20 protein-coding genes are annotated in these 16,035 nt (G+C 70.9%); 1 reads left to right on the top strand and 19 read right to left on the bottom strand.

The annotated features are described in order from the left end of the window. Positions 1-5: 5 nt before the first annotated feature. The 10 genes from J3S20_RS00100 to J3S20_RS00055 form a co-directional block, all read right to left on the bottom strand. The gene (locus J3S20_RS00100; RefSeq protein ID WP_216833653.1) at positions 6-2,006 is read right to left on the bottom strand and encodes a phage tail protein; all 2,001 of its coding nucleotides are present in this window, start codon (positions 2,004-2,006) and stop codon (positions 6-8) included. 1 nt (position 2,007) lies between these two features. Continuing rightward, positions 2,008-2,361 carry a DUF6950 family protein gene (locus tag J3S20_RS00095; protein WP_216833652.1) on the bottom strand — a complete coding sequence of 118 codons (354 nt, stop codon included), beginning with the start codon at positions 2,359-2,361 and terminating at the stop codon, positions 2,008-2,010. After that, on the bottom strand, positions 2,358-2,933 hold the full coding sequence (locus J3S20_RS00090; RefSeq protein WP_216833651.1) for a hypothetical protein: 576 nt from the start codon (positions 2,931-2,933) through the stop codon (positions 2,358-2,360). The genes J3S20_RS00095 and J3S20_RS00090 overlap by 4 nt, the downstream gene beginning before the upstream one ends. Then, entirely contained in the window at positions 2,933-3,619 is a 687-nt protein-coding gene (locus J3S20_RS00085) for a hypothetical protein (protein ID WP_216833650.1), read from the bottom strand. Before J3S20_RS00085 ends, J3S20_RS00090 begins: the two co-directional genes overlap by 1 nt. Then, positions 3,616-5,784, bottom strand: a complete 2,169-nt coding sequence (locus J3S20_RS00080; RefSeq protein ID WP_216833649.1) for a tape measure protein — start codon at positions 5,782-5,784, stop codon at positions 3,616-3,618. Before J3S20_RS00080 ends, J3S20_RS00085 begins: the two co-directional genes overlap by 4 nt. A gap of 1 nt (position 5,785) precedes the next feature. Further along, positions 5,786-6,022 carry a hypothetical protein gene (locus J3S20_RS00075; RefSeq protein ID WP_216835504.1) on the bottom strand — a complete coding sequence of 79 codons (237 nt, stop codon included), beginning with the start codon at positions 6,020-6,022 and terminating at the stop codon, positions 5,786-5,788. A 77-nt stretch (positions 6,023-6,099) separates the two neighbouring features. Then, positions 6,100-6,477 (bottom strand): hypothetical protein, encoded by a 378-nt coding sequence (locus J3S20_RS00070; protein WP_216833648.1) that lies wholly within the window; start codon positions 6,475-6,477, stop codon positions 6,100-6,102. A 315-nt stretch (positions 6,478-6,792) separates the two neighbouring features. Beyond that, on the bottom strand, positions 6,793-8,751 hold the full coding sequence (locus tag J3S20_RS00065) for a DUF3732 domain-containing protein (RefSeq protein ID WP_216833647.1): 1,959 nt from the start codon (positions 8,749-8,751) through the stop codon (positions 6,793-6,795). After that, on the bottom strand, positions 8,748-9,233 hold the full coding sequence (locus J3S20_RS00060; RefSeq protein WP_216833646.1) for a three component ABC system middle component: 486 nt from the start codon (positions 9,231-9,233) through the stop codon (positions 8,748-8,750). Before J3S20_RS00060 ends, J3S20_RS00065 begins: the two co-directional genes overlap by 4 nt. Next, a complete protein-coding gene (locus J3S20_RS00055) occupies positions 9,230-10,201 on the bottom strand; it encodes an ABC-three component system protein (protein WP_216833645.1) in 972 nt (323 codons plus the stop codon). The genes J3S20_RS00060 and J3S20_RS00055 overlap by 4 nt, the downstream gene beginning before the upstream one ends. Before the next feature lie 101 nt (positions 10,202-10,302). On the opposite strand from J3S20_RS00055, the gene J3S20_RS00050 reads away from it, so the two are divergent. Then, positions 10,303-11,462, top strand: a protein-coding gene (locus J3S20_RS00050; protein WP_246602210.1) for an IS3 family transposase whose coding sequence is annotated in 2 segments (ribosomal slippage) — positions 10,303-10,564 and positions 10,564-11,462 — 1,161 coding nt in all. Because the reading frame shifts where the segments join, the coding sequence is not laid out codon by codon here. Here J3S20_RS00050 and J3S20_RS00045 read toward each other — a convergent pair. The 9 genes from J3S20_RS00045 to J3S20_RS00005 form a co-directional block, all read right to left on the bottom strand. After that, complete coding sequence (locus J3S20_RS00045) at positions 11,411-11,704, bottom strand: hypothetical protein (protein ID WP_216833644.1); 294 nt, start codon at positions 11,702-11,704, stop codon at positions 11,411-11,413. The genes J3S20_RS00050 and J3S20_RS00045 overlap by 52 nt on opposite strands. Positions 11,705-12,006: 302 nt before the next feature. Then, positions 12,007-12,963: a phage tail tube protein gene (locus J3S20_RS00040; RefSeq protein ID WP_216833643.1), complete on the bottom strand. Its 957-nt coding sequence runs from the start codon at positions 12,961-12,963 to the stop codon at positions 12,007-12,009. Between the two features lie 21 nt (positions 12,964-12,984). Then, the gene (locus J3S20_RS30670) at positions 12,985-13,413 is read right to left on the bottom strand and encodes a hypothetical protein (RefSeq protein WP_216833642.1); all 429 of its coding nucleotides are present in this window, start codon (positions 13,411-13,413) and stop codon (positions 12,985-12,987) included. After that, complete coding sequence (locus J3S20_RS31025) at positions 13,410-14,132, bottom strand: DUF6441 family protein (protein ID WP_216833641.1); 723 nt, start codon at positions 14,130-14,132, stop codon at positions 13,410-13,412. Before J3S20_RS31025 ends, J3S20_RS30670 begins: the two co-directional genes overlap by 4 nt. Positions 14,133-14,135: 3 nt before the next feature. Continuing rightward, on the bottom strand, positions 14,136-14,444 hold the full coding sequence (locus J3S20_RS00025) for a head-tail joining protein (protein WP_216833640.1): 309 nt from the start codon (positions 14,442-14,444) through the stop codon (positions 14,136-14,138). Positions 14,445-14,450: 6 nt separating this feature from the next. Beyond that, positions 14,451-14,726 (bottom strand): hypothetical protein, encoded by a 276-nt coding sequence (locus J3S20_RS00020; protein ID WP_007005774.1) that lies wholly within the window; start codon positions 14,724-14,726, stop codon positions 14,451-14,453. Further along, a complete protein-coding gene (locus J3S20_RS00015; RefSeq protein ID WP_246602283.1) occupies positions 14,723-15,373 on the bottom strand; it encodes a structural protein in 651 nt (216 codons plus the stop codon). Before J3S20_RS00015 ends, J3S20_RS00020 begins: the two co-directional genes overlap by 4 nt. Before the next feature lie 2 nt (positions 15,374-15,375). After that, the gene (locus J3S20_RS00010) at positions 15,376-15,726 is read right to left on the bottom strand and encodes a DUF2190 family protein (RefSeq protein WP_149537207.1); all 351 of its coding nucleotides are present in this window, start codon (positions 15,724-15,726) and stop codon (positions 15,376-15,378) included. Positions 15,727-15,804: 78 nt separating this feature from the next. Further along, positions 15,805-16,035: phage major capsid protein (locus J3S20_RS00005; protein ID WP_456305685.1), on the bottom strand; the 231-nt coding region annotated here is incomplete at its 5' end.

The following is a 16,035-nucleotide window of genomic DNA, read 5'->3' as shown; positions in this document are numbered from 1 at the left end:
GGGTCCTACAGAGCGGTGGCGGTGATAGGCCCGGCGAGGGCCGAGACGTTGCCCTCGGCGGAGACGGCGCGGAGCCAGTACCAGCGGGCCTGGCCCGCGGTGAGGCCGGTGCGGTCCCAGGGCAGCGCCGTGGGCTCGGTCGCGAGCTTCACTGCGGCTGCGAGGCTGGCGCTGCTGGCCTCGAACACCTGCAGCCGGACGGCATCGGCCGGGAAGCCGCCCGAGAGACGCACGCCGCCGGTGATGCCGAGCGCGGCGGGCGCCGTGACGGCGCCGGGGATGGCCGCCTCCCGCCAGCCCGACACTGCCCCGCTGCGGGCCACCGCGCGCGCCCGGAAGGCGGTGGGCTCGGTGGTGGGGATAGACGCCGCGGTCGCGCCCAGCGCGCCGCCGTAGCCCTGCCAGGTGGCGACGGAGGCGGGGCGGAACTCGAGCTCGTAGCCGGCCAGGTAGGCGCTGCCGACCGCGGACCAGGACACGCCGAGAGCGGCGAAGGCGGCGCCGAGCGGCGTCTCAACGGCGATGCTGGTGGGGGCAGCGATCACCCCGGGGTTCGGCAGCACGACCGAAGGGCTGTCGCCGGCGGCGCGCTCGTCCACCGCCGGGTTCCAGTCCCAGACTGCCGGGTCCTCTTCGGAGAGGGTGAGGTCCACGCCGCCATCCGGCGACAGCCGCCAGCCCGTCACCCGCGCCGGGAACGGCCCGACACGGTCGAGGGCGACCGTCACCCCGTCCCAGGGCCGCAGCCGCAGCGCCGAGAGGTTGGCCGGGAAGGCCACCTCACGCTGGCGGCGGATCCGCTCCAGCTCAGCCTTCATCAGGCGCTGCACGGTCGCCACCGAGGTGGTCAGCGGGAACTCGAGGTCGCGGTAGATCTGCTCGCCGCCATCTTCGGCCACGTAGTTCGAGGCGAGCAGCGGCGGCGCATCGGTCGGCTGCCAGTTCTTCGCCGGGTCGACGTAGACGGCGCGCACGCCGTTGAAGAGATCCCGCCGCGGCCGGCTGCCCTGGATGGTGACGTCGCCCCGGAGATCATCCGAGGTGAGCGTCGCGGCCGGCAGCGCCGGCCCGCCGGCGTGGATGAAGAACCGCCCGCCCGAGACGACCAGCGCGCCAGCCATGGCGGCGACCAGCTTGCGGGTGATGGCGATCTTGCCCTCGCCGAGCGACACGCGGCCGTTGACGGTGTAGCGCCGCTCGGTCACCCCGGCGCGGGTGCCGATCAGCTCGTCGCAGGTGTTGGCCGCGGCGATGAGGGCCGGGATGTCGATGTCGTCCCAGGACGCTTTCCAGCCAAAGGGCGCGGTCAGGTACCAGGCGAGGCAGAGGGCCGGGTTGTCCGACCAGCCGGTCACCCCCGTCCGAGGATCGAGGATGGTGTCCGCCCCCTCGACCAGGGCGGCGATGTTCGGCGGGCCGGAGGGGAAGGCCTCGGCGGTGATCTTGAGGCGGACGGCGACGTAGGCGCGGCCGCGACCGCGATGATCGGCGGTCCACTTGCCCCCCGTTTCGGCGATCAGGTTGGTGTTGGCGGCCTGGTCGGGAGCGCCGAGGTGGCGGTCGATGCGCACCAGGCCGGCGAACTTCGCGTCGGTGGCCAGGGTGTCGCCGAGCCAGAGATCGCCGATGGCGCGGACGCGGTGCGCGGCGAGCACGACGACGGCGTAGAACCAGCCGTCGGCGCGGCCGGCATCGTCGGTGGCGGAGTGGATGAAGACGATCGGCCCGCCGACCTTGCAGCGGCCGAAGACGATCTGGTGCTCGGTGATCGGCTGGCGGAAGGACTGCGTGCGGCCGGCGCCGGGCGCGGTCGGGTCGTCGCCGGGGCGCGGCGAAGCCGAGGACGTCGGCGCCGTCGGCCGCTTGGCCGGGAAGACCGAGGCGCCGATGGTGGAGACGACGAAGGCCGCCCCGGCGCCGACGATCGCGCCGATGATGCCGCCGCCGACCGCGGCCGAGGCGACGCCGCCGGCGACGACGGCGATCAGCGGAACGGCGGCGGGCATGTCAGCCGATCCTCCAGGCGATGGTGCAGAGCGTGATCGGCGCGCGCAGCAGGCCGCGCGGCCCGACGAAGGCGACTCGGCCAGCGTCCAGCACCACGCCGAGGCGGTCGGGATCCGGGGCGAGGACGATGTCGCCCATGCGCGCCAGCAGGGGCGCGATGCGCGGGAAGCCGGCGCTGTCGGCAGAGCCCGCAAGATGAGGGAGCACGTGGAAGGCAGGCCGCTCCCCCGTCACCGCCTCGACCGCGGCCAGAGCGAAGCGCCCGCAGTTCCAGCGATGGGCGTCGAAGGCGCGCGTCTCCACCGCCGACAGCAGGGCTGCCAGCCGCACCGCCCAGTCCGGTCGCCGCGTCACTGCGCGGGCAGCCGGATTTCCGCCTCCTGCAGGGCGGGGACGTATTCGAAGAAGCGGTCGCCCGGGTATTCGGCCTGCTGGTCGGCGTCGGTGTAGCGGCGCACCTCGGCGCGCTCGAGGTCGACGAGCCGGCTCTCGCAGGTGAGCGCGACCCGCGGCTCGGCGCCGTCGGTCACTTCCATCGTGTCCATCAGCCCCGCCCAGAGCGGGAACGGGTCGGCGACGAAGGCGCCCTCGGCGTCGAGCAGCGCGCCCCAGAGCCGCGCCGGCCGCAGCCGGAAGCTCCGCTCGGCGAGCGCGATGTCCACCACCTCCTGCGGCACGGGCGACAGTGCCAGCGTCAGCCGCACGGCGCGTAGCTCCACCGTCTCCTCGACCTCACCGACGGCGCCGATTGAGCCGACGCCCTCGAACAGCTTCCCCGCCCAATTGAGCTGGCCGAGGCCCGTCCAGGCGCGGAAGGGCCCGGAGGCGAAGTCGAGCTCGACCAGCACGACGGGGGCGGCGACCGGCGAGGTGGCGGAGGAAGCCGCATGCGGTGACAGCCGCGGCGTGCCGTGCGTGTCGGACACTACAGCGCCTCCTCGAGGCGGATGGTGATCGCCGTGAAGCGGCCCGGCCGGGTCGGGTTGGCGGCCTCGTCGTCGGACACCAGGCGCATGGCGACGGTGGGCCTGGTCAGCACCAGCGGCTGGTTGATCAGCAGCGCGTCGCGCAGCGGTGGCGCAATCGGGATGGTGGCTGTGCCGGCGCCGGACGCCGTCACGGTCTCGGTGGCGATGTAGAGCCGACCCGCCAGGCCGATGAGGTCGCCGGCGCCGACCGCGACCCCGTTCGGCCACCAGCCCCCGGTCTGGATCGCCAGCGCCCCGCGTGGCGCGCCGGCGGCAAGCGCCGGGTTGCCCGAGCCCACCACGAAGCCCGTGCCGTCGGTGAAGATCGTCGCGTCGGAGTAGGAGAACGGCCCGCTCGGTACGTCGCCCTGGCTACGCGGATCGCCGGTGCGGAACTCCCGCCGCCAGTCCCAGATGCGGACGGTGTTCACCGAGCCGGCGAGCGCGGCGAGCAGCCCTTCGAGCAGGCCGGCACGCACGCGGTCGAGCGGGTCGAAGGTCGCCTGCGCGACCCAGCGCGCGCCCTCCCGGCGGAGCACCTGCGTGGCGCGGGTGACCGGCGAGACGAAGCGCGTGGTGTTGTGCTGCAGGTAGAAGGTCAGCCGCGAGGGCCGCAGCGCCTCGGGCCAGGCGTATTCGGTCATCCGCGCACCGTCTCGTAGGCGCTGCCGCCGCGGCGAATGGCGTCGAGCGTCATCGCCGAGGCCTGCCGTGCGATCTGCCCGGCGAGCAGCCGCAGCCGCGCCTCGACGCCGGCGTCCGCCCCGCGCGCGTCGATATTGATGGTCTGCTGGACGACCGGCCCGCCCGGCGCCATGCCGTTGGGTAGCACGGCGCCACCACGGTCCGGGACGAACCACTCGGGCCCGCGCTCGCCGACGATGTAGGGCTGGCCGGCGGCGACCGGCCCGCCCTCCGCCCGAAAGAGCCCGCCGAGCCAGGAGCCGATGCCGTCGAACCAACTGCCGGCGCCGAGGCTGGTGAGACCGGCCGAGACGGCGTTGCCCAGCGGCTCGGTGATGGTGCGGCGCGCGATGATGCGGGTGATGTCCTGCAGCAGGCCCTGCATGACCTTCGACAGCTTGTCGCCGCGTACGATCGCGTCCTCGAAGGCGGAGGAGAACGCGAAGCCGAGCTCTCGCGCCGCCTCGCGTGTGCCCTCGGTGCTGCGCTGGAGGCGGCGCTCGGCCTCCTCCAGATCCTCCAGCGCGCGCTGCGCCTCGCGCCCGATCGTCTCGTCGGGGATCGGCCGGCCGGCGCGCTCGGCCCGCTGCACCAGGTCGCCGAGCCGCTCCAGCCGGCGCTGGTAGCGCTCATAGGCGGTCTCGTTGTCCTGGATCAGGCGCTCGCGCTCGCGCAGCAGGTCGTTCAGCTGCCGCTCGGCGTCGCGCGCCTCCCGCGCGCCCTCGGTGCTGGCGCGGCGCACAGCGGCGACGCGCGGCTCCAGCCGGCGCAGCGCCTCGTCGCGCTCCTGCAGCGCCAGCGTCTCGAGGCGGGTGCGCTCGGCGGCGGTGACGCCACCCGCGGCCTCGGCCTCACGCAGCCGGCGGACGCGCTCCTCGTATTCGCGGTTGATCCGGAAGCGGTCGTCGAGGTCGCGGGTGAGCTCCTGGACATCCTGCGTGGTGCGGCGGCGGCGGGCGTCGGCGGCGGCCTGGCCGGCACGCTCCTGCTCCTCGAGGCGGCGGTTCAGCGACTCCCGCTCGGCGGTATCGATCTCGGCCAGTGTGGCGAAGTAGTCGCGGCGCAGCTCCTCAAGGCGCGCCCGGCTGTCGACGCCGGCCTGCTGCTCGGCCGCGCCGACCAGGCCGGGGCGGATGCTGCCGCGGCGGACCGGGGCGCGCAGGCTGTCGCGGCCGTCGCCCTCGCTCTCCAGCCGGCCGATCTGCGCCGACAGCGCCTCGGCCTGGCGGCGGAGGCCGGCGAGGCGCTCCTCCTCGCTGCGCAGGCCTGCGCCCTGGCGGACGCTGTCGACGGCGCGGGCTGCCGCCGAAAGCGCCCGGGCGAGCGCGTTGGACAGGCCGATGGCGCGATCGAGCTGGCCCAGAAAATTCTCGGTCGCCGCCGTGAGCTGCCCGAAGGCGCGGCCAAGCGAGAGCGGCGCGCGGTCGAGCTCAGCGCCGAGCCGCTCGGTGGCGCGCAGCAGCGCAGGGAACACTCGCTCGGCGGTGAGCTTGCCCTCGGAGCCCAGCTTGCGGAGTTCGCCGATCGAGACACCGAGCTCGCGTGCCAGGCCCTCAGCCAGCAGCGGCATGGCCTCGAGGATGGAGCGCAGCTCGTCGCCCTGCAGCACGCCAGAGGCGAGCGCCTGGGCGAGCTGCAGCGTGGCGGAGGAGATCTCCTGCGTGGACGCGCCGGAGACGATGGCGACGCGCTGCAGGCCGCCGACGAGGCGGACCACCTGGTCCGACGTGGCGCCGATCTCGCGGGCCGCGATCGAGAAGCGCTGGAAGGCGTCGACGCTCTCCGACACTGCGACGCCGGTGGAGAGCGCGTTGCGATACAGCGCCTCGTAGACCTGCCCGGCGCGCTCGACCGAGCCGGTGGCGTTCTGCAGGCGGGAGAGGCCCTGGGTGAGCGCATCGCCGGCCTGGACCAGGGCGCGCGCGGCCACTGCCACGCCGGCGATCTGGATGCCGCGGGTGGCGACGTCGAGCAGTTCGAGGGAGCGGGAGGCCCGCTCGGCGCCGCCCTTGATCTGGTCGAGGGAGCGCTGGCCGGTTTCGCCGACCTCGCGCAGCCCGGCCTTGACCCGGGCGGCGTCGTCCAGCGAGAGGCGGACCGAGACGCGGCGGGTGGCGTCGGCCATGTCAGGTCGTCTCCCCCTCGCGGCGGGCGGCACTGCCCTCGGCCATGCCGATGCGGATGGCGAGCAGCAGTTCGGCGGCCGCCCATCCCGAGGCACCGAGGTCGCGCGCGGCGGCGAGCGCGCCGGCGGTGTCCAGCGTCAGGCCGGCCATGGTGACCTCGGCGCAGGCCGTGCCGGCGGCCCAGCAGGCGTGGCCCTGGACGCTGGTGGGCGCGTGCGCGGCGTAGGGGCAGGCCACGGCGCAGTCGCGGCCGAGGGCAGCGCAGCCGCGGCAGTATTCGGGCCCGCGGCCGAAGTGCCAGGCGGCGCGAGCCCTCAGCCGTTTCCCTCGGCGGCCACTGCGGCGATCGGGGCCGTCGCGCGGTCCCAGAAGGTGGCGGCGATGTCGTCGAGGTCCATCAGGCGCTCGACCGCCTCGGGCGACAGCGGCAGCGGATTGCCGGCGGCATCGCCGACGCCCTCCCAGCCGGTGACGGCGTGGCGGGCGAGAGCTTTCACCAGGAAGGCGAAGGAGAGGCCGCGCGACATGTCGGGGTCGAGGTCCGGATCGGCGATGCGGACCGCGGCGAGGCGGCGCGCGGCGGCGGCCTGCGCGGCGGCCATGACGGCGGTCGTCACGGGTCGGATCTCCACGCGGACGCCGCGCGGCAGGTCGAGCCAATACGGCTCGGCCGGGAGGTCGAGAGTGAGCATGAAATTCTCCGGTTCGCAGGGAACCTCGGGCTGGGCGGGACCGCTCACAACAAGATCTGAGGGTGAGAGGACAAGCCCGAGAGCTGAGCATGAGTAAGCCAGCCATCACTGGTGACGGCAGATATCGGCCGAGATGAGATCCGCTACAGGACGTCCGAGGTCGCAGAGCGGCCGATGGAGCCAAGCTGCAGCGCCGCAACACGTAGCATTCGCGGCTTGCAGCATGCACAAGCACGCTGCGGGGATCCAATTGCCACAGGAAAACGCGATGCGCTGCATCGCGAAGCGGTCAGGAGGATTCCCAAGCCTGTACGGCTACTCGTCCCCGCGAGTTGCCCAATCGAGCGGGATGAGAGCCCTTCCCGACGCTCGCGTCCACCTTTCCCGCGTTGCGGCGACATAGCGCGGATCATCCGCGAAGTAGGCGTGCTCGATCAGCAGAACCTGCAGTCCCTTGCGGCGCGCCGTCTCAGTGAACAAGAAGTCGATGTGCTTGCGCATCGCCTGCACATCTTCATCCTCCTCGCCGCCAGAGATTTCCGCCTCGTCCTCATCCTCACCGCTCGTCGGGAAGTAGGGCCGGCTGATCTGGTCAAGCACAAGCAGGCCCGGCACCGGCGCGCTCACCGACTCGAAGTAGCGTTGGAGGGCGAAAGACAGCGCGATATGAATCGCCAAGTAGTTCTGGTCCGATCCGACATCTGGGAGCCGCAGCACAGCGCCGCTGTCAGCCTCGATCACTGTCACCTCTGGCTGGCGGGACGAGAAGTCTAACTCCGACCCGATGCAGGGCGCCACCGTCGGCAGCGACGCGAAGGCCTCGGAGGCGAACTGAGATATCTTCGCCTCGGCCCGCCGCAGCTTGATCTCCTTCGCCTCGCGATCAACCCGCGCTTCCAGTTCGGCGATCTCGGCCCGCAGCACGCTCAGGTCGCGCGAGGCCTGATGTGGCTCGTCCACGCTTGCCTCAAGAAAGTACGAGATCCGGCCGAGCAGATGCGCGCGAACTTGGGCGAGATCAGCCAAACGGCGCGTCTCCTCCGTCTGGCGGAGCCAAGTCTGGATCTGATCGTCTACACGGCGAAGCTCGGCGTTGAGTCGCCCGATCTCCTCTTCAAGAGCGCGATCGTGCTCGACAAGCCTAGGCCTCACCCGCTCAACCGCAACGCTTTCCGAACGCACCTTCGTAAGGGTCACCTGCAGCGCCTTCGCGGTCTCGCGTCCGCGCTCCGATGGAGCCTCGCAAAGCGGACAAACCCCGTCGATGCCTTCTAGGTGCAGGTGTTCGGCCAGCATGAGCTTGTCGCGCTGACGCGCGACGGCACTCTGGAAGCCCGTTGCCTCACGGAGCGCTGTGCGTGTCGCTTGTAAGCCCCGGCGGCGTGCGCTGAGCTCCGCCAGGACTTCACGGCGACGCCGGTTGAGTTCAGCAAATTCGCCTTCTTCTGGATAGACGCCGGCCTGCAGCTGCGTTTGAGATACGGTCTTCAACTCGGCCAGGAGCGCAGCCTCCGATGCCTCGGGTGACGGCGGCCTCGCGATACCGATGCGGTGCGCTTCCGCGAGAAGACTGGTCGCGCGTTGCTTGAGCGCAGTCTCAGCAGCCGCGCGCGAGCGCGCTCTCGCCTCCTCCTTCTCGAGCGCCCGCTGCAGCTGCCGCAGCCGGCGCTCTTCGACGGCACTCGCCTCGTCGCTCGCGCGCAGGAAGTAAGGCATGGCTGCCACGATGTCGCGCGCCTTGTCCGCCTTCTCCAGGCCGTGCAGGAGTGTGGACTCGCTGTAGATGACCTCCTTGGTCACGAAGAGGTATGGCGTGACATGCCGCACGGTCGCGCGCCCGCGCCCTCCGGCAACATCCGCCTCCGAGGCCACGTCACCGATCCCGAACGCGCGCTCGATGAAGGCCTTCGCAGCCTCCAGCGTCGTGGCACCCTCGAAGTCATCGCTTGTATTGGGTAGGGGCAAATCTCGACCGGCGGACGCGAACATGCGCGTGCTTGTCGCCTGGCCAACGGGCGGGATGACGCGCCCGACAATCATCTCCGCGTCGCCCGCGACCCACTTGACGCCAACCGCGACGCTGCGCCGGCGCACATGCGCCGGCAGCTCGCATCTGCTCGATCCAAGACAGTAGTCGATTGCCTTGATAAGCGTCGACTTGCCAGTGCCGGAGGCGCCCGTAATGATATTCAGGGCGTCGGGCACGAAGGACACATCGCGACGCTGGCCTGACACGCCGAGGAAGAAAATCGTAGCGATGTTCCAGCGTGTCATGCCGTCAAGCCCATCATGTCAAAGACCGTCCGCGTCGAGCCGGCGCTCGCAAACCAGTACCCCAGACGCCCAGCATGCTTGATCGCCTGCGCCGGCTCCCCTCCGAGTGCCCTGATGACGCTCGGTTTGATCTTCTTATCGCCAAGCCTCAAGCGCGCGCCTTCCTCCATGACCAGGACGCGTGCGAAGCAGCCGAAGCGGATCGCCTCAGTGACGATGTCCATTGAGGCGTTGATGCGTTCGGCGAGACCAATCTGTACCTGAGGGCTTCGGTCCAGCCATTCGAGCAAGCCGGTGTTCTTGTTCGTCCCGTCGAACGCGCCAGCTAGTTCCCCAGATAATGCGACCGGCAGAGCCAGATACGCTATTGGCGTCTCCGGTCCCTCGGGCCGCGCGGACGAGTACGCCTTCGTGAACTCGATGAGCACGGAAGCGCAATAGGCGGGGTTCGTCTCGGCATAGACGTCGTGAGTCGTCTTCACTCGTCACCCCCGAGCAGCTTCTGATACTCCGGGTGCCATCCGACCTTCAAATTGATCGCGAGTACCTGATAGCTCCCGCGAACGTAATACGCCGCACCCCATCCTTCCGCGATCGGGCGGACAGTCGTCGGCGCGTCGTAGTGCGTCCAACGCAGGAGCTTCAGCCCTAACGCGCATTTCTCGTCATCCTTGAGCGCGGCGCAGGCATCGGCCATCTCGGCATGCCGATCGGACCAGTGCTCGCGCAGCACCTGATCGTAGTCGGTGATCCTCGTCGCCATGGCGGGGTTGCCAGTGAGCCAGCGAGCCCGCTGCTCGCGCGCCTTCCACTCCTCCCGGATTGCCCGCTCAAGGTCGTAGGGCTTGCCCTTCACCAACTCGATCTGGCGCGCGAGCATGCCGTCGGGCTGATAGTCCTGTGGGTGGCTCACGGTCTCGAACTCGGGAACAAGCTTGGCCTGCTCGATGTCGGCGACGATCGCCATGATCTGGGCCTGTAGCTCCGCGCGCGTGACGACGCGCTCGCGCTCGCCACAGAGTGAGTAGACGACCTGTCGATCCCACCATTCGACGAGGCGGCTCGCTACCGCTGCACGATGCTCCGGGAGCACCAACTGGAAGTGCTCAGCGATCCTCTGCTCCACCTCGGCCACGGTCGGGCTGTCCGGTCGGATCTCAATGCGGCGAAGCAAATTCAGGCGCTCCGCCTCGGTCAGACCAAGAAAGGCGGAGCAACCATCAATACGATCGGCATACGGTAGCTTCTTGCTAGCCTTGGCGGCAGCGTCACGTGCCTCCATGACGCGTTCAGCCTCGGCCGTCATCGCCGCGGCCAGTTCGGACCGATCGGCTTGATGGGTCGTGAGCGCGAGCAGCGGGCTGTCTTTGGGAATGCCTCCCACAGTGACGAGGTGCAGCGTCGTTTCAGCCAAGGTCAACGATGGCAGCGCGTCAATCCAGACCTTCATGGTTCGCCACAGCGATCCAGACCTAACCGTGATCGAGGATGGCGTAGTGGAGTTGACCCGGTTTCGTGGACACCCCGAGGCTTGAGACGGAGGTGTCTGAGATGCCGAAATTCAGGGTGCCCTACCCGCCGGAGTTCCGGCGGCAGATGGTGGAGTTGGTCCGATCGGGACGAACACCTGAGGACCTTTCGCGCGAGTTCGAGCCGACGGCGCAGTCGATCTGGAACTGGGTGCGCCAGGCGGAGCGCGATGGCGGCACCCGCAAGGACGGCGGCGTGACCAGCCGGGAGCTCGAGGAACTGTCGAAGCTTCGGCGTGAGAACCATCGCCTGCGCCAGGAGCGCGACATCTTGGCAAAGGCGGCGGCCTGGTTCGCGCGGGAAAGGACCCCCAGCGGGTCTTCGAATTCATGAGCGCGCACCAGGCCGAATTCCCGATCGCGACCATGGCCCGCGTGCTGGGCGTCTCGGTGTCTGGCTACTACGCGTGGCGCAGCCGTCCAGCCTCGGCCCATGACACTGCCGATGCGGCGCTGCTGCGCCGGATCCGCACCGTGCATGCCGCCTCGCACGGCACCTATGGCGCACCGCGGGTCCATGCCGAACTGCAGGCCGAGGGCACGGCCGTGGCCCGCAAGCGGGTGGCGCGGCTGATGCGCGGGGCCGGGCTGCGCGGCGTCTCCCGGCGCCGCTTCCCGACAACGACGCAGCGCGAGCCGAGCCACCGGCCCGCCAACGACCTGGTCGGCCGCGACTTCCGGGTCGCGGGCCCGAACCGGCTCTGGGTGGCCGACATCACCTACGTGCCGACCGCGGCGGGCTTCCTGTTCCTCGCTGTCGTGCTGGACGCCTGGTCGCGCCGGATCGTCGGCTGGGCCATGGCAACCGACCTGCGCACGCGCCTGGTGCTGGACGCGCTCGACATGGCGGTGACGACGCGGAAACCTGCCGATGTCGTGCACCACTCGGATCAGGGCAGCCAATACACATCCGTGGCGTTCGGCTTGAGATGCAAGGAAGCGGGCGTCCGCCCCTCCACCGGCTCGGTCGGCGATGCGTATGACAACGCCATGGCCGAGGCGTTCTTCGCCACCCTCGAGTGCGAGCTGCTGGACCGCCGCAGCTTCCGATCCCAGGCCGAGGCGCGGATGGCGGTGTTCGCCTTCATCGAGGGCTTCTACAACCCGACCAGGCGCCACTCGGCCCTGGGCTACCTCTCGCCCATCGAATACGAAGCCAGAGCCATGGCCGAGAACGACTGATCCCTACCCGCTGACCGTCCACGGAACTGGGGCAACTTCATAGCGCTGATCGAGTGCTTGAGCTGATAGAGTAACTTCTGGCCGTCGGCCTTCAGCTCGACGTCATCGAGCTGCTCGATGCCGATCGCCGCGTCGTCTGTGCTCAAGGTAACCAGGGTCAGAAGCGCGTAGAAGGCTTGATACCAAAAGCCTAAAGCTGCGCCTTCAGCCGCGTGCGTATCGGTCGTCTGATCCTGCGCCATACGGCTGTCGTCCAGATGCTGCCACCTCGGGCCGTTATGGCTACCGAGACGTCGAGGGACGAAACGACGGCCAACCGGATGAGGGTAAGCGCGGGCATTCATCTCGTCAAAGAGGATCCGGAGCCGAATCTAGTCTGGACGGCTGCGTGTTGTTGCCTGGCTCTGGCCAGCAAGGCCTGCCAAGGCGCCACCTGCCTCCTCGGCAGTATCTGACTCCTCCACTCGATTATTGTAAGGTAGAAGAAACGCGACGCAGCCTTCCTGCGATCAGATCTTACGAGCCAGTATATCCGCTCCGCGCGTCACGCGTACTCCGTCCCTGCCTGCTGGTTCTTCAGCACTGCCGTCACCATCCGCGTCGCCGTCGCGTTGAAGGCGGCACGGAACTCGAAGCTCGCCTCGACGCCCGCAGGCCCCTCGATCGGTGTCTTGGCCAGCGCCAGATAGACCTCGTGCAGCGTGAAGGTGAGGCTGCGGTTGGCGTCGATGGTGAACGCGAAGGCGAACTCCGCCGCCGTGCCGTTCTGCGCCTGGGTCAGCAGCGTGGTGTCCGCGAAGCGTGCGGTGATCTGGCCGGTGGCGCGCGCGATGCCGGGATCCGCGCCCTCGATGCGGCGGTCGGCACGGATGGTGCGCACCGCCTCGACGCTGTTCGAGTAGGCGAGCCGCGCGCCCGTGACCTGTGCCAGCGCCGAGCCGGCGCGGCTGATCGAGCCTTGCGCCTTGTTGAAGGCGGTGTAGGCCGCGGCGACCGGCGTGCCGCCCGAGGACGAGCCGGCGCGCGTCGAGCCCTGGGCGATCAGCTTGACAGTCGCGGTGGCCGGCCCGGTTGGGCTGAAGTCGATCTCCAGCGCGTCGGCCCGCACGCCGGCGCAGACATCGTAGCTCGGCACGTCGGGGTAGCCGATCTCGATCGCCTGCGAGGGCAGCGTCGCGGCACCCGAGCCGAAGGTGTGGGTGAAGTTCGGGTTGGTGCCGGTGGTGGTCGGCGCGCCGAGCAGCAGCCGCAGCCAGTGGCCGATGTTGATCAGGTCGACCGGCACCACGACGTCCCCCTCGACCGTGACGGTGTCGAAGAACGGCGCGGCGGGATCGCGATTGCCGCCGAGGCCGATGACGTCGGCGTCCAGCAGCGGCTGCTCGGCGCCGAGGTTGCAGGAGAGGAAGGGCACGCGCCGCCAGTTGCCGCCGGGCGCGGTGCCGTAGGTGACCTCGGGGATCATGAGTAGGCGCGAGTTCGCGCCGATGGCACGGGGCATGGGGCGTCTCCGGGAGCGGGATCAGGCCAGCGGCGAGCCGGCGACGGTGAAGGACAGCGTGACGGGGACGGACGCGGCGCGGGCCGCGGCGGCGCCCTCGGTCTCGGCATCGTCGAAGGAAGGCGCGCCGGGCTGCGCCCACTCGACCGCGCCGCCAAGGGTGCGGTCGCCGGCGATCGTCGCTGCGATGTCGACCAGCAGCGCGTCGAGCAGCGCGCTCGTGGCCGCGACAACCTCGACTTCGGCGCGGTGCTCGACCGCCCAGGCGAGTGGCGAGAGGATCGCGGTCTCCTCCACCGTCTCGCCGTCCCGCACCACCACGAGCCCGCCGGTGGGCAGGCGCTGCGGCACGGTCTCGTTGCGGAGGACCTTCGGGGCGGGATTCCGCGCGGCCAGGGCGGCGCCCAGGCGGGCGTGCAGGGCGACCAAGGCGGTCTCGCGCACACTCATCCGGTCCTCGCCGTTTCGGCTTCCCAGGCCGCCACGAAGCGCCGCGGTAGCCGCCGCAGGGCGCGCAGCGACGCCCCACGCACGTCGAGGCGCTTGGCCAGCTTCACCTGGGGCAGCAGGAGAAACATCGGCACCATCCCCTGTTCGAGCAGCCCGCGGGCCCAGGCCTCGCGGCCCTTGCGATTGGCGGTGCCGACCTCGGCGACGCCGCCGGCGATCAGCCGCGTGCGCCGCCTTCGCCCCGTCGCCGCGCCCTGGCGCAGCGGCAGGCACCAGACGAAGCCCCGCCCTGAGCGGAACGGCCGGAGGAAGCCCTGGCCGGAGGCGACCATCTGGGCCGGCGTGACGCGCAGCCCCTTGTCGCCGCGGCCGCGCCAGCCGCGGGCCGCGTTGAAGGCGGTGGCGATCGCCAGGAACCGCCCCCCGCCCTTCGGCCGGATCAGCGCCCCACGCTCGAAGGCGTCGATCACCAGCGGCGTCTTGCTCCAGACCAGGCCGGCGGCGCGCATCGACACGCCGGTGCGCGGGAAGACCTGTGAGCGCCAGGCATTGGCGATGCCGCGCGCCTTGCCGCCCAGGGATCCGGTGACCTGCTGGCGGAGCTCCCCCTTGAGCGCGTCGGTCTCAGCGCGCACGGCGCGAGAGGCAGCACGCTCACCGGCGCGGACCTCCTCCGCGAGCGCCTTGCGGAGATCCCCGACGACAGCGGAGAGGCGCACGGCCTACCGCCGGCACAGCACACGCCAGGCGACGCCGGCGGTATCCCGTTCGGCGCTGTCCACGGTGAGCAGGTCCGGGCCGATGCTGAAGGTGTCGCCCGGCTCGATCGCTGGCAGGGCCGCGATGGCGACCGTCAACACGTCGGTCGCGCGCAGCACCGGAGTGTCGAAGGCGTCCACCACGCGATCAGGGCTGGAGCGCAGGACGCGAATGGGGAGAGGCGCGCCGGTGCCCGCGGCGCGGTAGGTCGCCTCGACGCTCAGGTTCGGGTCGGCGGCGAGCACCGCAAGTGCATCGTCGAAGACGCCCATGTCGGATCAGCCGAGCCCGAGCCATGAGGCGAGCTTCGCGCCGACTGCGGCGCCCACGATTCCGCCGGCTGCGGCCGCGCCCGTCGCCGGGATCGCGGGCGACGCGCCCGGCACCCCGCCGGCCGCCAACGACAGCCGCGCCGTCAGGCCAGCCATCGCCTTGACCAGCTCGGTCACCGTGCGCGTCAGCTCGCGCATGTCCTTGTCGCCCTCCGCCAGCCGCCGCTCGATCTCGGTCAGGCGGGTGACGATGGTGCCGAGTTCGCGGTCGTGGTCCGTCATCGGGTGACCTCCCGCTGCCGCTGCAGCCGCTGGTGGATGGTCCAGACTGCGGCGCCGATCACCGCGGCGGCGACGCCCCAGGGGCCGAGCGCCCGCAGGACCGAAGCCAGGCCCTCGGCATGCGGCGCCAGCGTCGTGACGGCATCGACCACCGCCGCCGCCGTGACGCCGGCGACCACCGACCCCGCCGCCGCGCGGACCGTCCCGCTGTGGGCGAGGCCGGGCTGCACCAGGCCGGCCATGCGCAGTCCCTCCGCGATCGTCTCCGGCGCGTAGGGCATGCCGCCGAGCTCATGGCGGATGATCGCCTCGACCAGGCCGCGCATGGTGCCGGCATCGTGCAGGTCGATCGGGTCGTCGAGCCCGATCCCCAGCCGCGCGGCGACCGCCGCCTGGTAGGCGCGGGTGTCGTTCTCGCTGCTCGGCGCCCAGCGCGCGACGATGCCGCGGACCGTGCGCAGCCCATGCCGGTCCTGGTAGCTCTGCAGCAGCAGGGCCAGCGCGCGGATGCCGTGCTGGTGCGAGCGGAAGCGGCAGAAGCGCCCGTCCGAGGGCGGCGTCTCGAGGCCGAGCCACTTGTTCGTGGCGACGTGCTCGATGTTGCCGGGGTTGCGGTTGCGGTAGCCCCGGCTGGCCTTGGGATCCATGGTCACGCCCCCGAGGCCGGCACGCGGGCCAGCATGACGCGGACCGTGGCGTCGGCCGCGAGGGCGGCGACGGTGACAACGCCGACCTGGAAGTTGCCCGTCGCGGTGGTGGTCAGGCGCCGGTTGGTGTTGTCCCAGAAAACGCGCGTGCCAGCGGCCATGGCCTGGGTCGGATCCTTGGTGAGCTCGAACTCGCCGCGGGTCTCGCACTCGACGGTGGCGTTCTGCGCGGCGTCGGCCGCGGCCACGCCGAAGAAGGCGCCGACCAGCATGCCCTGGCCGGAGAGGATGCCGCCGGCATAGGGCACGACCATGGGGACGGAGCGCGCGTCGGGACGGATGCAGTTGCGCATGGGGATGGGGTCTCCAGAAACGCAGAAGCCGCCCGGGTGGGCGGCCTCTGCATCGGGTCACGAGGGGTGGTTGGGTGATCAGGTGCCCGGATTGAACCAGGCGCCGCGCCAGTCGATGGCGCCCACGCCGAAGTCGAAGATTACGCTGACCTCGACGCCATCCGCGCCCTGCACCGGGCCGGTGGTGACCTGCGGCCCCTCCGCCCCGTTCAGGTAACCGTAGACGTAGACCGGCGCCGAGAGCGGGTCGGAGAAGAGGTACCAGCGGTTCGCCCCGATGAGCGGCTCGACGAGCGGCTGGACGAAGCC

The organism is Falsiroseomonas tokyonensis (genome assembly GCF_019024325.1).
Lineage (GTDB): Bacteria > Pseudomonadota > Alphaproteobacteria > Acetobacterales > Acetobacteraceae > Falsiroseomonas > Falsiroseomonas tokyonensis.
The sequence above is the reverse complement of the archived record's forward strand: the minus strand, read 5'-3'. Positions and strand labels throughout refer to the sequence as shown.